This is a genomic window from Psychrobacter sp. 4Dc, from assembly GCF_002836715.1.
Classification (GTDB): Bacteria; Pseudomonadota; Gammaproteobacteria; order Pseudomonadales; family Moraxellaceae; genus Psychrobacter.
The window spans coordinates 60807-76939 of sequence record NZ_PJAT01000017.1 but is presented as its reverse complement, the minus strand read 5'-3'; the positions used below and the strand labels follow the sequence as shown (position 1 = coordinate 76939).

Annotated in this window: 15 protein-coding genes; 1 reads left to right on the top strand and 14 read right to left on the bottom strand. The window is 41.6% G+C overall.

Going from position 1 to position 16133, the window contains the following annotated elements; genetic code table 11:
• Nucleotides 1-283: 283 nt before the first annotated feature.
• Nucleotides 284-550 carry a 30S ribosomal protein S20 gene (gene rpsT / locus CXF61_RS01545; protein ID WP_010200097.1) on the top strand — a complete coding sequence of 89 codons (267 nt, stop codon included), beginning with the start codon at nucleotides 284-286 and terminating at the stop codon, nucleotides 548-550.
• 155 nt (nucleotides 551-705) lie between these two features.
• Here rpsT and CXF61_RS01540 read toward each other — a convergent pair whose 3' ends face one another.
• From CXF61_RS01540 to hemE, 14 genes are all read right to left on the bottom strand, one after another.
• A complete protein-coding gene (locus CXF61_RS01540) occupies nucleotides 706-1542 on the bottom strand; it encodes a histidine phosphatase family protein (protein WP_057759202.1) in 837 nt (278 codons plus the stop codon).
• A 158-nt stretch (nucleotides 1543-1700) separates the two neighbouring features.
• Nucleotides 1701-2513 carry a metallophosphoesterase gene (locus CXF61_RS01535; RefSeq protein WP_165596909.1) on the bottom strand — a complete coding sequence of 271 codons (813 nt, stop codon included), beginning with the start codon at nucleotides 2511-2513 and terminating at the stop codon, nucleotides 1701-1703.
• A gap of 214 nt (nucleotides 2514-2727) precedes the next feature.
• Nucleotides 2728-3426, bottom strand: a complete 699-nt coding sequence (pyrF, locus tag CXF61_RS01530; RefSeq protein WP_165596908.1) for an orotidine-5'-phosphate decarboxylase — start codon at nucleotides 3424-3426, stop codon at nucleotides 2728-2730.
• A gap of 104 nt (nucleotides 3427-3530) precedes the next feature.
• Nucleotides 3531-3938 carry a lipopolysaccharide assembly protein LapA domain-containing protein gene (locus CXF61_RS01525; RefSeq protein ID WP_102091942.1) on the bottom strand — a complete coding sequence of 136 codons (408 nt, stop codon included), beginning with the start codon at nucleotides 3936-3938 and terminating at the stop codon, nucleotides 3531-3533.
• A 62-nt stretch (nucleotides 3939-4000) separates the two neighbouring features.
• Nucleotides 4001-4306 carry an integration host factor subunit beta gene (locus CXF61_RS01520; RefSeq protein ID WP_057759195.1) on the bottom strand — a complete coding sequence of 102 codons (306 nt, stop codon included), beginning with the start codon at nucleotides 4304-4306 and terminating at the stop codon, nucleotides 4001-4003.
• A gap of 324 nt (nucleotides 4307-4630) precedes the next feature.
• On the bottom strand, nucleotides 4631-6319 hold the full coding sequence (gene rpsA, locus CXF61_RS01515; protein ID WP_057759193.1) for a 30S ribosomal protein S1: 1689 nt from the start codon (nucleotides 6317-6319) through the stop codon (nucleotides 4631-4633).
• Nucleotides 6320-6626: 307 nt separating this feature from the next.
• The gene (gene cmk / locus CXF61_RS01510; RefSeq protein WP_165596907.1) at nucleotides 6627-7394 is read right to left on the bottom strand and encodes a (d)CMP kinase; all 768 of its coding nucleotides are present in this window, start codon (nucleotides 7392-7394) and stop codon (nucleotides 6627-6629) included.
• Between the two features lie 189 nt (nucleotides 7395-7583).
• Nucleotides 7584-8135 carry a tRNA adenosine(34) deaminase TadA gene (gene tadA, locus CXF61_RS01505; protein ID WP_165596906.1) on the bottom strand — a complete coding sequence of 184 codons (552 nt, stop codon included), beginning with the start codon at nucleotides 8133-8135 and terminating at the stop codon, nucleotides 7584-7586.
• Nucleotides 8136-8873 carry a uracil-DNA glycosylase gene (locus tag CXF61_RS01500; RefSeq protein WP_102094432.1) on the bottom strand — a complete coding sequence of 246 codons (738 nt, stop codon included), beginning with the start codon at nucleotides 8871-8873 and terminating at the stop codon, nucleotides 8136-8138. It abuts the gene before it with no gap.
• 180 nt (nucleotides 8874-9053) lie between these two features.
• Entirely contained in the window at nucleotides 9054-11573 is a 2520-nt protein-coding gene (gene clpA / locus CXF61_RS01495) for an ATP-dependent Clp protease ATP-binding subunit ClpA (RefSeq protein ID WP_165596905.1), read from the bottom strand.
• A gap of 637 nt (nucleotides 11574-12210) precedes the next feature.
• Nucleotides 12211-12606, bottom strand: coding sequence for an ATP-dependent Clp protease adaptor ClpS (locus CXF61_RS01490; RefSeq protein WP_101206289.1), 396 nt, complete (start codon nucleotides 12604-12606; stop codon nucleotides 12211-12213).
• Nucleotides 12607-12769: 163 nt separating this feature from the next.
• Complete coding sequence (locus tag CXF61_RS01485) at nucleotides 12770-13636, bottom strand: hypothetical protein (protein WP_165596904.1); 867 nt, start codon at nucleotides 13634-13636, stop codon at nucleotides 12770-12772.
• A 103-nt stretch (nucleotides 13637-13739) separates the two neighbouring features.
• Nucleotides 13740-14807 carry an N-acetyl-gamma-glutamyl-phosphate reductase gene (argC, locus tag CXF61_RS01480; RefSeq protein WP_165596903.1) on the bottom strand — a complete coding sequence of 356 codons (1068 nt, stop codon included), beginning with the start codon at nucleotides 14805-14807 and terminating at the stop codon, nucleotides 13740-13742.
• A 111-nt stretch (nucleotides 14808-14918) separates the two neighbouring features.
• Nucleotides 14919-16055 (bottom strand): uroporphyrinogen decarboxylase, encoded by a 1137-nt coding sequence (hemE, locus tag CXF61_RS01475; protein WP_165596902.1) that lies wholly within the window; start codon nucleotides 16053-16055, stop codon nucleotides 14919-14921.
• Nucleotides 16056-16133: the final 78 nt, after the last annotated feature.

The following is a 16133-nucleotide window of genomic DNA, read 5'->3' as shown; positions in this document are numbered from 1 at the left end:
GAATGACCCAAATTCGATGATATTACGTAACTTCTTTGAGCATTAATCATCAAATATATTGTCCTTAGTTCAATAATTTGCTAAGATAATCGGCTTTACACGTCAACGCTGTTTAATTATTCCAAACAGCTCTGGCGCTTACGATGATCTATTCATATTAGATACTTTAATATCAGACATCGACATCATATTTGACGAGACGGCTGCTCGTCACCGATGATTGTTAAACCCATTATTGCAATCAACATTCATATTTTTATCTATCTTTATCAAGGAGATACGCGTGGCTAATACTGCACAAGCTCGTAAACGCGCCCGTCAAAACACCAAACGTCGTCAGAACTCTGCGTCACAACGCTCTATGGTTCGTACTTACTTAAAACGTGTTGATGCGGCTATCGCAGCTAAAGATTATGACGCGGCTACCGAAGCTTACAAAAAAGCGGTACCAGTTCTTGATCGTATGGCTGACAAAGGTATTATTCATAAGAATAAAGCTGCTCGTCGTAAGAGCCGCCTAAACAAAACAATCAAAGGCCTACAAGCTTAAGATTTGTATTGGTTAGACCGCATTTCGCTTTTATAGCGTAATGATTAAAACCTTGTTACTGGTTCTAATACCGTGGCAAGGTTTTTTTATGCCTATTCAAAACGTATTCAATGAACAGCTTCCATACGAAATCGTCTCAATGTTTGAATAAAACATCAATTCCACTGCACTTCTGGCGGCAATAGCAACTTGCTAGGATGGTAGCCAGCTGCACGGTAACCGTCTAATAATGAACTAATCGGCCGAGTATATACCTGACCCCGCCAAATAAAATGCGCGCTCGCTTGATCAAATGGCTTATCATCGAACCATAAGAACACGCCTTCCATCATTTTTGGCCAATCATTCCAATCAATCTCTACCACATCGAACATGACGGCCAAGAACGCAGATAGCAACGTGTCATGACTCACAGCGAGCATCAGATGGCCATGCTGCGGCTGATTCTGATAAAAAAGCGACAGAATATCCAAACCGCCTTGATAGGTGTTTTTAGTCCCTTCGAGATTGCCTTGCAAAAAACGATTAATAAAGTTCAGGACGCCAATTTCTTTGAACACAGGATTGGCTATTTCAGGCTCAGTGACGAGACTGCCAGGCTCAACCAACAATGATTGATGCGTAATGTCACGCCGTAGTCCTGCCCCCTCTTGCATCAGCTGCGCGGTATCGATACAACGCCCAATCGGGCTAGAAATACTATCGACGTCGAGCGAATATGGTAGATGACCTGATAACCAACGACCCCAAGACTTTGCCAGTATACGGCCTTTAGGAGTCAACGGTAGCTGATAGCTAGCAAAGCCATTACCATCAGAACGCTCGCGTAAAGAGTGCCTGGTAAATAGTATCAGCCGCTTATTTTCAGGCAATAGGCTAACGGAGGAAATCATACTATCTGGTAGGTGCGAAGGTGCAGGCGCGCTTGGTGTGTGACTCGCAAGCTTGTCAGCAGATATTTTGGACAGGGTGTTATTTAGATATTTACTCATGATAGCAAGCCTAGCAGATTTCTTATCAGGAATGAACCACAGACAAATCTAGTTGCAATATATCTTATAAATACTCTGCACTCTTTCAAAAAGACGCTTTATTCAAAAGAATCTATGTCTAGAATAAATCGAGATTTGCCCGTTATTTACACACGGTCCTAGCCAATATCAATGACTTTGTCCCATGCAAACTCTAATGCCGTACTGCTAACCTCGTTTGGATAGGCTCGTGGATTGACAATCACTCGCGTATTACCAATTTTATAATCAAATGCTTCATGAGTATGTCCATGTACCCATAGCATCGGTGCCCAATCCTCGTGCATCCATCCTGACAAGTCACTGACAAAAGCCGCATTACTCGGTAGATTGGCATACTTTTCAGACACCGATAACGCACTGACGCTATGATGACTCATTACCACAGTTTTTTTACCAAGTTTATAAGATTCGATCAAAGTTTGCTGTAGCCACTGACGATGCTCAGCATGAATCTGCATAGATGCTTCAGGTGAAAACAGTTCGTTGCCTGCGTAAATCTGCTTGTAATCACGCATAAAATGCCTAGCAGCAGCCATGGTATCTTCGTTAGCATGATACTGATAGTCTGTCCAAAGCGTACAACCTAAAAGGCGTATATCACCGATATCGATATGCTGACATTGTAAGACGCGAACGCCTTTTTTAGACACAGTATCATAGTTATCCCAAGTTGCCAGTTTATGGTCAAAGCTCAATACGTCTTCATCAAAGTATTCATGATTACCAGCGATAGTAATCAGGGGAACTTCTAAGCGCGCCGCTTGTTCTTGCAACCACGGCATACCTTTGTCGCTATTAGCAGTATCTCCTGCTACCAATACTAGATCTGCATCAGTTTTAGGAATATGTCCAACGGGGTGCGATTGACGTGCATAACTATCAATATGTAAGTCACTCAATATCTGTAATTTCATATTATTCAACATCATTTAGTGGCGTTATTATTAAAAATCTAATTAGCGATAAACGCTCATAGCAGTACTACTGATATTTAGCTAAATGAGCGTTTTTAATATAGTTATTATATTTTAGAAAGGTTGTAAGAATAAATTTAAGTAGTGTAGCAGCTTTTTCTATACCATCAAAAAGTAAAAAGACAGCCATTTAGGCTGTCTTTTTTCTTAACATTACATTTATTCAAACTTAAATACTTTGAAGTATTGTCTGTAGTTTAGCAGCAGGATCTAAAGCTTGAGTGATCGAACGGCCAATGACTAAATAATCAGAACCGTCTATTAGCGCCTGACTTGGTGTACAGATACGTTTTTGATCATCTGCATTGTCTTCAGCTAAGCGAATACCAGGCGTCACCAGTTTAAAATCCTGACCACATAATGCTTTAAGTGCCTTTGCTTCTTGAGCCGAGCACACCACCCCATCAAGTCCAGCTTGCTTAGTCAGTTGTGCTAGTCGGCTTACTTGGGTATCTAAGCTATCAGTGATTCCTGTTTGCATCAACGCTTCATTATCCATAGAAGTCAGTACGGTGACTGCGATAAGTAAGGTATCAAGATCTCTATCTAGCAAGCGCTGTTTTGCCAACGACATGGCTTCTAGACCTGCGCTAGCATGGACATTCACCATCCATACACCAAGATCAGCGGCAGCTAACACTGCTTGAGCAGTGGTATTCGGAATGTCATGGAATTTTAAGTCTAAGAAAATTTCAAAATCACGTTGATGCAGTGCCTTGATGATATCAGGACCACAACGCGTAAACAGCTCTTTACCGACTTTTAATCGGCATTGAGATGGATCTAACTGGTCAGCTAACGCTAGAGACGCCTCTACCGTCATATTGTCTAGAGCGACGACAACTGGAGAGTTAATTACATTATTCATGGTTTTACCATATATTTTGAAGTTATCAAAGTATTGTATTTGAGGTCAGTACTGCGATCGTTAAGCTATCACCTAGCAGATCACCTAAAAAATCACTTAACGACTTAATCTCGTCTACGCTTGGACAGAGTAGAGCCTTCAGTTAGGCTAGTTGCGTCACTACTTTGTACATTGGCAGCAGAAGCACCATAAACAGCTTCATCTACTGTTGGCGCGCTTGCTTGACGATCGATAACTGTATTGGCTTGAGTCAATTGCTCTTGTAGATTTGCGTTTGCTTTTTGCAGACGTGAGATTTCCCACTTATTTTGCAGCACACGAAAGATAAGCAATGCCAGTAAAATACCAATAACAATACCTAGCATCAAACACAAAATAAGTAGCAACCCTAGATTCATCGTAGGTGCTTGTGAAAACAGTAGGTTGACTCCGACCTCAGTATTATTTGCCAATACCAAACCAAGTGAATAGGCAAAGCTCAAGAATAGCAATACAAATAGTAGAAAGCGCATGAGACAGTTACCTCTGTTTGGAATGATAAATTTTGACGGTTAGATAGCCAGTGCTGGTTTAATTAACCGTTTGCTACCGTATCGTTTACTGCTTCGCGTAAGGCCTTACCTGGCTTAAAATGTGGGATCGCTTTAGCCGGCACAGGTACGCTTTCACCTGTCTTAGGATTGCGTCCCATACGGGCACGGCGGTGATGTAGACAAAAACTACCGAATCCGCGAACTTCGACTCGGCCATCATTGGCTAAAGTATGGGTCATCAAGTTTAAGATTTCACGCACTGCGTCATCAACCACGGTGTCTGCCATGTTGTCACAGTTTGCACTCAAATTACTAATAAATTCGGATTTGTTAATCGCTTGCTGCATTATTACGCTTGCCTTGTTGATTGATGGATAAGCTGATGATAAGTCAACGCTCTATAGTACGTAAATGCGTTTGGATAATTAAACTATATATACTGAATCTTTGAAAACTAACATTCAGAATCATATTATGACTATAAAAAGCTTATAACTATCATCTCGTTACTCAATGGTGCAAATGATAGCGGATATTAGCGTAAATGGGAATAAGAGTTTGCCCATTTGGCTAAAAACCTCTATTACTAACTGTGTTAATAAAATCTAATCATAAAAAAAAGCGACCGAAGTCGCTTTTTTTATATTACTTTTATATCAATAGTTTGCAGCTTACTGCATTTGCTCTTTGATCAAATCACCAATCGTTTTTGGCTGTGCATCAGAACCTGGAGCAGCAGTAGTGTTCGTGCTACCAAGATCTTTAATCGCTTGACGCTCTTCAGCTTCGTCTTTCGCTTTGATAGACAAGTTGATATTGCGTGTTTTACGATCAACACTGATGATTTTCGCTTCAACGTCATCACCAACAGTCAGATGCTTAGTTGCATCTTCAACGCGGTCACGTTGGATTTCAGAAGCACGTAGATAAGCTTCAACTTCGTCAGCAAGTTCGATAGTAGCGCCTTTAGCGTCTACTTCTTTTACTTTACCATTAACGATAGCACCACGGTCATTGTTGACTAGGTATTCGTTGAATGGATCAGAGCTTAACTGCTTAACGCCTAGGCTGATACGGTTAGCTTCTGCATCTACAGACAATACCATTGCTTCGACGGTGTCGCCTTTATTGTAGTTACGGATAGCATCTTCGCCAGTTTCGTTCCAAGAGATATCAGATAGATGAACAAGACCATCAATACCACCGTCTAGACCGATAAAGATACCGAAGTCAGTGATTGATTTGATAGTACCAGTGATTTTATCACCGCGCTCATGTTTCTTATCAAACTCATCCCATGGGTTAGCTAGAGTTTGTTTGATACCTAGGCTGATACGACGACGTTCTTCATCAATATCAAGAATCATTACTTCAACTTCATCGCCCACTTGAACAACTTTAGATGGGTGGATGTTTTTGTTGGTATGATCCATTTCTGATACGTGTACTAGACCTTCGATACCTTCAGAAATCTCAGCGAAACAACCATAGTCAGTCAAGTTGGTTACGCGAGCTTTTACAACACTACCTACTGGGTAAGTGCCGCCAACATTATCCCAAGGATCAGTACCAAGTTGTTTTAGACCTAGGCTAACGCGATTGCGTTCACGGTCAAACTTCAATACTTTAACTTTTAGGTCTTGGCCAACTTCAACAACTTCAGATGGGTGCTTGATACGGCGCCATGCCATGTCAGTGATGTGCAATAGACCATCGATACCACCTAGATCAACGAACGCGCCGTAATCAGTAAGGTTCTTAACGATACCTTCGATCTCGATGCCTTCTTCAAGCTTGTTCAATAGCTCTTCGCGCTCAGCTGAGTTTTCAGCTTCCATAACTGCACGACGGCTAACAACAACGTTGTTGCGCTTCTGGTCAAGTTTGATGACTTTGAATTCTAGCTCTTTGCCTTCAAGATGCGTTGTATCACGGATAGGACGTACATCTACCAATGAACCTGGTAAGAACGCGCGTACTGAACCGATATCTACAGTGAAACCGCCTTTAACTTTGCTTGAGATAATACCTTTAACGATTTCATCGTTATCAGCGATTTTTTCAAGGAAGTTCCAAGTTTCAACACGTTTAGCTTTCTCACGTGACAGCAAGGTTTGACCCATGCCGTTATCAACCGCTTCAACTACGACATCAACGCTATCGCCAACTTCAACTTCAAGTTCGCCTTCTTCGCTTAAAAACTCTTCACGAGCGACGATACCTTCAGATTTAAGACCAGTATCTACTGTGATCCAGTCGCTATCGATGGCCACAACAGCACCTGTAATAACCGAGCCACGCTCGATATCTAGGCCCTGCTCTTCAATGCTCGCTTCAAATAGTTCAGCAAATGATTCCATTATGTCTACCTTTGTATAGCCGTATCCTGTCCAGCACAGTACGGATCAAATTTATGATTGTATAGAACGAAATACTGGTTTTATATCCCATGCAATCATATAAAAAAACGTTTGTTGATAGCGAGCTCATCGTAATTAAAACTGACTAACAACAACTGTCTTATATCGAACGCAATACCCTAAACAAAATAGGTTTTTCTTACTGCTTCAATAAAATTTAACTTAACCGTATTATTTTATACTAAAACAATGATTAATAGGAAACTTTTTAGTACTTAATATGTTGTTTTTACTAGCTATTAAACGACTAACTAGTGAAAAACACACCTTTATCTTGGCAATACTTTTTGACTTGCTCATATACTGCATCAGCATTCAGCGCTGAACTATCAAGTAATAATGCATCTGCCGCAGGCTTCGATGGTGCTGTACTACGATTTTCATCACGGTCATCACGCTCTTTTATCGTCGCTAAAATCGCCTCAAAATCTGCTGTTTGACCAGCATTCAATAACTGAATCACACGGCGCTCTGCACGTGCTTCAGCACTGGCCGTCAAAAACACCTTAACATCAGCATCTGGGAAAACAACCGTACCCATATCGCGACCATCAGCAACCAAACCTGAACGAGTGGCCATATCTTGTTGTAGCTTGAGCAATGCTTGACGAACTTGTGGAAAGACAGCTATCTGTGATGCATAGCCTCCGACCGTTTCATTGCGTACTTGCTCACCTACTGCTTGTCCATTAACAATGATATCTACACGTCCTGAGTCATTGTTTGGTACAAACGCTATCTCTAAGCTTTCAGTCAATGCTAATACAGCATTTTCATCAATTGGTTGGCTAGTATCTGCGCTGATTAAACCCGCTTCAAAGGCTTTTAGTCCGACAATTCTATAAAGCGCACCAGAGTCTAACAACTGATAGCCTAACACTTGTGCTAGACGCCATGTGACCGTACCTTTACCAGCGCCACTGGGACCATCGATACAAATAACAGGGTAGCGCACTGATGAGGTATGGCTATCCTCTGTATTGAGTAAAACATTATCAGGTGTAGAACTAGTCATAATACTTACTCAATAATATGCGTTACTTATATCGCTTATCGTATGTCATTAATAAAACAATATTTATTCGTATGTTAAGTCTTTAATAGCCCATTGAAATGGGTGCTATCAAATAGGGCAATATTATAGCAAAAAATCATCGTGACCACTAGCACCAAGACTGATATCTTGTTTATTAGTATTTTGAGTTTACATAGTGGCCTTATTCTTTTTCGCCGCTTGCCTACGCTCACGAAAAAATGTCTTAAGTATTTGACTACTATGCTCGCTGCATAATCCACTATAGGCTTGAATACTGTGATTATAGAAAGGTTGTAATGATAAGTCCATTTGACTACCAACCATCCCAGCACGCGGTTCACTCGCTGCATACACTAACTTGTTTACACGCGCATGGATTAGAGCACCGATACACATCGTACAAGGCTCTAGAGTGACATATAGAGTAGTCTGTAGCGGCAGTCGATAGTTTTCTAAACGCGTACAGGCATCTCTCAATGCAACTATCTCTGCATGAGCAGTAGCATCATGGCTACTAATAGGTTGATTAAACCCTTGGCCGATAACTTGCTGGTCATGTACCAATACCGCACCTACCGGTACCTCTCCTCGCTCAGCACCTTGTTTAGCAAGTTGGATTGCTTGTTGCATCCATTTAACGTCTTCGACTGACCAAAAGGTGCTGGACTGAATATTTAAAGATTGATACGGCACTAAGCTTATATTCTGTATATTTTGCATTTATTGTGGTAATTGCCAGTCAATTGGAGTTTGGCCATACTGCACCAAGTAATCATTTGTTTTAGAAAAAGGTTTAGTGCCAAAGAAGCCACCACGGTTTGCCGCAAGTGGTGACGGATGTACCGCTGTCAGAATCAAATGCTTATCCGTATCGATATACTTGCCTTTCTTCTGGGCTTTACTACCCCACAGAATAAACACGGTATGCTTGGTCTGTTCATTGACTGCATCGATGACGGCATCAGTAAACTGTTCCCAACCTTTATTTTGATGACTGTTTGGCTCGCCTTCTCGCACAGTTAGTGAGCTATTAAGCAGTAAAACGCCTTGCTGTGCCCAGTATGTCAAATCGCCATGCGCTGAAGGCCGAATACCAATGTCATCTGCCATTTCTTTGAGCAAGTTATTCAATGATGGTGGCTTTGGAATGGCTTTAGGAACAGAAAATGATAACCCCATAGCCTGACCTGGACGATGATAAGGATCTTGGCCCAAGATTACCACTTTGACTTGTGATAAAGGCGTGAGGTTAAGCGCATTGAACATCAATGGTGCAGGCGGATAGATACTATCATCGGACTGATAGGCCTCTTTTAAAAAAGCGCGTAGATTGTCCATATTCTCAGACGTTAATTCATCTGCTAATGCTGTTTTCCAGTCTTCTGGTAAACGGACATTGTCTAAAATCGCTTGTTTTTGTTCTGGAGTCTTTGTTTTCGGTTCATCAAACAGTTCCATAGTGTGTCCTTTTTATACTTGTTATCTTGTTATAAGTTCCATAGCTTTGTTAAAGCTAGCTTACTGTAAATAATCATACTAACAAAAAATGGTGTACGCTTTGTTGATGAATTATAGCAATAAAAAAACGGCTACCGCAGTAATACGGTAGCCGTTTTTGTGACATCAATATTAAACAACTTAGCTAGCAAGAGATTCAGAATCGGGTTGTGGTTCATGAGTTTCAACGACTGTCAGAATAATACGACTATCAGCTGAGCCTTTGTCTGATACCTTATCAAGCTTCATCGTATCACTCTCTTGAGAATCATCGACTTTAGGCTCTAAAGTCAGATGTACGACACCGCCATTGACCAAATCCCCAAACAAAATCATACTTGCCAATGGTTTTTTGATTTCATCCTGAATCAAACGCTGCATCGGACGTGCACCCATTAGACGGTCATAGCCTTTATCCGCCAAGTAGTCACGTACATCATCATCAATCTCTAATGTCACTTGCTTATCATCAAGCTGCACTTGCAATTCAACCAAGAACTTATCGACAACTGATACAACAACTGACGTATCTAGAGGATTGAACTGAATAATGGCGTCTAGGCGATTACGGAACTCTGGCGTAAAGACACGTTTCAGCGACTCTGTGTTATCACGGCTATGGTCTTGTTGAGTAAAGCCCATTGACGAGCGACTGATACTATCAGCACCAACGTTCGTTGTCATAATAACGATGACCTGTTTAAAGATTGCCACACGACCATTGTTATCAGTTAACGTACCATGATCCATTACTTGTAGTAACAAGTTGAAGACATCTGGATGCGCCTTTTCAATCTCATCAAGCAACAACACACAATGTGGATGCTGATTGATTTTTTCAGTAAGTAAGCCACCTTGATCATAGCCAACATAACCTGGAGGCGCACCGATCAAGCGTGATGCCGTGTGCGCTTCCATATACTCTGACATATCAAAGCGTACTAACTCTACACCTAGCAAATTGGCTAGCTGACGCGATACTTCTGTTTTACCCACACCAGTTGGACCTGCAAACATAAATGAACCAATTGGCTTATCTGGTGCTTTTAATCCTGCCCGTGATAGCTTGATAGCATCAGCCAATGTGGCAATTGCCTCATCTTGACCAAATACCAAGTGCTTCAGATCTCGAACTAGGTGCTCAAGGATACTCTTGTCATCACTCGATACAGATTTGGGTGGAATACGTGCCAGTTTAGCAATGATAGCTTCGATATCAGCCACATCGATTTTCATCGGTGGCTTTTGACCTTTTGATAATTTAACACCATCTGCTGATTTAGCACTATCGCTTGCTTTCGCAGTCGCTGCTTCATCCTGCATTTCATTATCTGTATCAGCATCAATCTGCGCATCAAAATCTTGCTCTAAATCAGCAATGAAACTTTCTTCCGCTTCGATATCATCGACATCAGGCACCACACCTAAGCGCTTATATGCACCTGCTTCGTCAATCACGTCAATGGCTTTGTCAGGTAAAAAACGCTCATGAATATGTTTGGCTGATAACTGTACCGCTGTGACCAACGCTTCATCCGTATACTCAACATTATGGAATTCTTCATAACGAGGTTTTAGGCCACGCAGGATATCAATGGTGTCATCCACACTTGGTTCTTTAACATCGATTTTTTGGAAACGACGTGACAATGCATGGTCTTTTTCGAATACTTGGCGATATTCAGTAAAGGTTGTTGAACCGATACAACGTAGCTCACCGTTAGCAAGTGCTGGCTTGATAAGGTTCGATACGTCCATGTTGCTGCTCATAGATGAACCAGCACCAATAATCATATGAATCTCATCGATAAAAAGAATAGCATTTGGTTTTTTCTTTAGTGCATCAAGCAATGACTTCATGCGTTTTTCAAAGTCACCGCGATACTTAGTTCCCGCAATTAGTGAACCGATATCAAGGCTATAAATCACGCAACCGTTAAGGGGCTTCGGTGCTTTGTCATTAATAATTAACCATGCCAAACCTTCAGCGATAGAGGTTTTACCTACACCAGGCTCACCTACTAGCAATGGGTTATTTTTACGACGACGGCATAGTACTTGGGCAGCACGTTCAATTTCAGAAGCACGCCCAATCAAAGGATCTGTTTTACCTTCAGCAGCTCGCTGGTTTAGATTGGTCGCAAATTCAACTAAGGGATCTTTGCTGGTCTTTTCAGAAGCACTACGGCGTTCAGTGCCTGCAGAATCACGTGATTCAGATGGCTCTTCTTTATCTTGACCGTGTGATAAATACTGGGTTAGCTCAAGGCGACTGATGCCTTGTTTTTTAAGCAGGTAGACAGCATAAGTATCGTGCTCTGAAAACATAGAGACCAAAATATCAGAGCCTTCTACCAAACGACCACCACCGATTGACTGCACGTGAAAAATAGCACGTTGCAAGATACGATCAAAGCTTTGAGTCGGCTGCGGTGACTGTTCTGTATCAGCATCGATGGTTGGCGTGTGTTTATTAATATAAACCTCAAGCTCAGTACGCAACGCCGAGACATTAGCATTACAAGCAGTCAACGTATTGGCAGCATGAGTGTTTTCTAATAAGGCCAAAAGCAGGTGTTCAACAGTGAGATACTCATGCGATTTTTGGCGCGCAAGCGTCATTGCTAAACGTAGAGAAACTTCAAGATGACGACTTAACATAACAACTTCCTACGGTTATATCTATCTTTATAATTGATAGTTTTATGAATGAGTTAGTAAGTAAATCAGGGCGGTAGATGAATTGTTCAAGGGCTATATTCGTATTATTAGAAGTCATGAATAAATGAGGTGAGCGGTAGACTATTGATTAAATACTATAATCTCGCTATCAGCCAACAGTAATCACAACTATCCATGGCCGCTTTTCTTTATATCAACACGATACTTCGACGGAGTCAATCTATTAACACAGACTAAAATGTATCAAAGCGTGCTACAAGCTAGTAGCGACAACCTTAATAACGAATATTAAATGTTGAAAAACTGATTAGATAGAAAGAGAGATTGATATTTTCGAAGCTAGTAATGACGTGGTTTTAGCAAGTTCAACGGAGATACTTAGTCTAAAACTATTGGACAGGCTGTTTAATAGATAGGGTTACTTGCTATAGAAATCAATACCCTATGGATAATAAATACATTTTTCAGAGATTCTACTTGTATATAAGGGGAATGACAGAAAAGTCGAAAAAGCTCACTTTTATAGTGAGCTTTAATATGGATTACTTAGAAGTAAAGAACAGTAGGTAAAGCTTTAATAGAGCCCTATATCAGTATAAAAAATTAATAAATTGCTCTACTCGCCTTGATGTGGTTCGATTTGGGTCAATAGCGGATAACCTTCACGATGTGCCAGACTGTTTACTTTTTTAGCCTTAGTCTCGGCGATATCTTTGGGATAAATGCCAGCAATACCTTTGCTGCTATTATGAATAGTCAGCATAATCTCGACCGCAGAATCCATACTATGACGAAATTCTGACTGCAATATGTATACAACAAACTCCATCGGCGTGTAGTTGTCATTGTACATAACGACCGCATACATAGGCGGTTTGGCTACTTCAGGCTCTGCGACCAATACATCTGCTTGCGGTGACGTTTCACCATCGGTATCACCGTCTTGTGCACGATGAGCAGGCATATTGGGAAAGTGCCAATCAGCAACCGTTGGCGTGGCTTGTGATATCATTTTTTTCATCATAATCAAAATATAATTATAAGGTAAGTTTAAGATAGAGAATGTTAAGGCAGGCGATAAGGCATGGTATAAAGCACAACCACTAATTAGGGCCATTGTGCTGTGATTTCAACCACAGCATCGTCACTGAGTGTTTCAATAAGACATGAGGTAATTAAGGTACGATAGGACTTTCATCAACTTCTGGTAAATCTAAAAGCGATGGTAGCATGTTATCCACACTATCACCGAGCTTCCAGTCATACAATTGCTCTACTTTTTGACCACCAGCTTGCAAAGTCAGTTTGGCTTGCAATGGTCTAAAGCCTGATGGCATTACAAAGCGACCACGTATCCGAACGATACCTTCGATCATATGGTATGCAGGGTCAAGAGGTACTTCTACAAGATCATCATTGTTAAGTAGCGTCAATACAGGCCTTAAGCGTTTGGCTTGACCATCGCTACTGAGCATCCCAATATCAAAACCATACTCAAAAGCATTTTCAGGTAGTGGAGAAATTTTGGCACCTAATACCTGTAAAGGCATACCACCTTTCTCACGGATGACATCTGAATATAGCTCATTGAGCTGTGACACTTGTTTATTTTCTACCGTCAATTCTTGCTGGCTTTCACGCAGTTCTTTTAAATTAGCCAAACTGATGGCCAGTTCTTGTTTGGCAGTTGCCGCTTGGTTAGTAGCTATCTTATTGCTAAGGCGCAAGTCTTCTAGTGCTTGTGTCGCTTCAGTGCTATCGATGATTGCTTGCTTGGCTTCTGTTTCCATCGAATGGAGGCCACGTTGGTAGCCAAGCTTATGACCGAATACCAGTCCAACCACCGCTGTCACTAATACTGCCACTACAAACAGTGCCAATACCAATGTAGAAGCGCCGCGTTGTGAGCTAGCAATACCACTTATCGGGACATTATTATTTCTAAAGGAATGCTGTTTGCGCTCCAAGCTAGGTATAACCGAGTCTTTGCACGATAGACGTGCTGGCTGTGAGCAAAAGCGTAGTACGAGCTGAACACGCATTTAGACAGTATCTCTTAAGGGTAAGGGCAAGTCATTATAGCCGAATTTATAATCAATACCTAGCACCGTAAATGTGAATGATTGGAATATGAAGTCGTTGATATTAAGGAACAATCGGTGCAAAGTTCAGCCCCATTGACTCATCAAAACCGAACATCACATTCATGTTTTGCACAGCCTGCCCAGCAGCACCTTTGACTAAGTTATCTTGAACAACGATAACTGTTAGCTCAGCACGCTCATTATCCTGATGTACGGCAATACGTAGACGGTTACTAGCGCGAACACTGCGCGTATCTGGATACAACCCTTTTGGCATGACATCAACAAACAACTCTGACGCATAGCTATTTTCAAATGCTTGCTGCCAATCGATAGCAGCACCTGCATCGGTCAACTCCATATGAATAGAGCTTAGCATGCCACGAATCATCGGTACTAAATGCGGCAAAAAGCGAATACGGTGTGTAAACTGACTGTCTAATAACTGTGCAACACCCTGCTCAATCTCAGGTAAATGACGATGGCCTTCAACGCTATAAGCCTTAAAGCTATCTGTTGTCTCAGCATAATTGAGTGCAAGCGATGCTTGACGGCCTGCACCAGACACCCCAGATTTTGCATCAATAACGATACGAGACTCGATCAAACGCTCTGCTTGCTTATTCTGAGCTTCGATAATTGGTTTTAGACCCAAAATCGCAGTGGTTGGATAACAGCCTGGGTTGCCTACTAGTAACGCATTTGCAAGCTTGTCACGATTGATTTCTGGTAAGCCGTAGACTGCTGTTTCCAACAACTCAGGGCAAGCATGTGACTGCTTGTACCAATGCTCAAAGTCAGTCAATGACTGCAAACGAAAATCAGCAGCCAAATCGATGACCTTAACGCCAGCTTGGGTAAGCGCTTCGGCTTGCTTCATTGCTACGCCATGTGGCGTCGCAAAAAACACAACATCGCATTTTTGCAGTGCAGCAAGCGTATTATCACCCAAGTCGCTAAAGACGATGTCAGACACACCGCGTAAGCTTGGGAAGATTTCATCAGCACGAGTGCCAGCTTCGCTACGAGAAGTTAATAAATCAATAGAAACCTCAGGATGAGCAGATAATAAGCGAATGAGCTCAATACCCGTATAGCCTGTACCACCGACGATCGCTACTGAAATCATAAAACACCCTTTTCTTGGTAAATACTAAATATGCACTGATAGATTCTATGTTTGCCTGTAATTCTACAAATATAGAACAAAGATAGAATCACTCTCTAAACATTCTGACTCTTAAATTTTATAGTCGTGTACTGCATCCACAAATACTTTGGCATTATCAGGGTTGACCCACTGGGTGATACCATGACCTAAGTTTGCTATATAGCCAGTCTTTTCACCATCAGCGTAAGCACGGTCAAGCATGGCGTTCACTTCAGAACGGATAGTCGCAGGCGAACCATATAACGTCGCTGGATCTAAGTTACCTTGGATAGCTTTGCTGCTTTGCAATTTCTTATGCTTTTTGGTCAATTGACGCTGACTTTCAGTCAATACTTGACGCGCACGATCAATCGGCATCGTCCAATCTAAACCTAATACATCTGCTTCGCTGTCAGCCTGAATATCAAGCCATAGCCCACCACCTTTAGTGAACAGCACTACAGGTACTTGTGGATGACGTGCCTTTAGTTCGGCGACAATACGTTTATTATAAATGTGTGAAAATTCGATAAATTGACGATGGCCTAACGCCCCGCCCCAACTATCAAATATCTGAACGATTTGAGCGCCAGCGACGATTTGGGCATCTAAATAGTCAATAACTGACGTCGCAAGCTTATCTAATAACTGATGTAAAAAATCAGGGTTACTATACAAAAAGCCCTTGGTATAACGATAATCTTTCGAGCTACCGCCTTCTATCATATACGTAGCCAACGTCCACGGACTACCAGAGAAACCAAATAATGGAACTTGACCATTCAATGCTTTACGAATGCTGGTTACGGCACGCATTACATAGTCTAGAGAATCGTTTGGCTCAAGCACTGGCAATCTATCAAGATCAGCTTGCGTACGAATAGGATGTTTGAACTTAGGGCCTTCACCCGTTTCGAAATACAAGCCCAGTCCCATCGCATCAGGGATAGTTAGAATATCACTAAACAAAATAGCGGCATCTAAGTCATAACGACGTAAGGGCTGTAGAGTCACTTCAGTAGCGCGGTCTGTATCTTTGCACAGACTCATAAAGTCACCCGCTTCAGCACGAGTGGCCTTATATTCTGGCAAATAACGACCAGCTTGGCGCATCATCCATACCGGTGTGGTATCAATGGGCTCAAAACGTAATGCACGTAGCAATCTATCATTTTTTAAAGATGCAAATTGTTGCTGAACCGAGTTACTACCGTCTGAAGCACTCATGTACAAATCTCCAAAACAGCACAATATCCATATTTATCAATGGATATTGTGCTGGATAAAATAAGTTGAATAAAAAAG

Bases quoted from the DNA above. Each gene is read 5' to 3' on its own strand.
- CXF61_RS01540 (WP_057759202.1), bottom strand. From the start codon at position 1,542: ATGAGTAAATATCTAAATAACACCCTGTCCAAAATATCTGCTGACAAG.
- CXF61_RS01535 (WP_165596909.1), bottom strand. From the start codon at position 2,513: ATGATGTTGAATAATATGAAATTACAGATATTGAGTGACTTACATATT.
- pyrF (WP_165596908.1), bottom strand. From the start codon at position 3,426: ATGAATAATGTAATTAACTCTCCAGTTGTCGTCGCTCTAGACAATATG.
- CXF61_RS01525 (WP_102091942.1), bottom strand. From the start codon at position 3,938: ATGCGCTTTCTACTATTTGTATTGCTATTCTTGAGCTTTGCCTATTCA.
- CXF61_RS01520 (WP_057759195.1), bottom strand. From the start codon at position 4,306: ATGCAGCAAGCGATTAACAAATCCGAATTTATTAGTAATTTGAGTGCA.
- rpsA (WP_057759193.1), bottom strand. From the start codon at position 6,319: ATGGAATCATTTGCTGAACTATTTGAAGCGAGCATTGAAGAGCAGGGC.
- cmk (WP_165596907.1), bottom strand. From the start codon at position 7,394: ATGACTAGTTCTACACCTGATAATGTTTTACTCAATACAGAGGATAGC.
- tadA (WP_165596906.1), bottom strand. From the start codon at position 8,135: ATGCAAAATATACAGAATATAAGCTTAGTGCCGTATCAATCTTTAAAT.
- CXF61_RS01500 (WP_102094432.1), bottom strand. From the start codon at position 8,873: ATGGAACTGTTTGATGAACCGAAAACAAAGACTCCAGAACAAAAACAA.
- clpA (WP_165596905.1), bottom strand. From the start codon at position 11,573: ATGTTAAGTCGTCATCTTGAAGTTTCTCTACGTTTAGCAATGACGCTT.
- CXF61_RS01490 (WP_101206289.1), bottom strand. From the start codon at position 12,606: ATGATATCACAAGCCACGCCAACGGTTGCTGATTGGCACTTTCCCAAT.
- CXF61_RS01485 (WP_165596904.1), bottom strand. From the start codon at position 13,636: ATGCGTGTTCAGCTCGTACTACGCTTTTGCTCACAGCCAGCACGTCTA.
- argC (WP_165596903.1), bottom strand. From the start codon at position 14,807: ATGATTTCAGTAGCGATCGTCGGTGGTACAGGCTATACGGGTATTGAG.
- hemE (WP_165596902.1), bottom strand. From the start codon at position 16,055: ATGAGTGCTTCAGACGGTAGTAACTCGGTTCAGCAACAATTTGCATCT.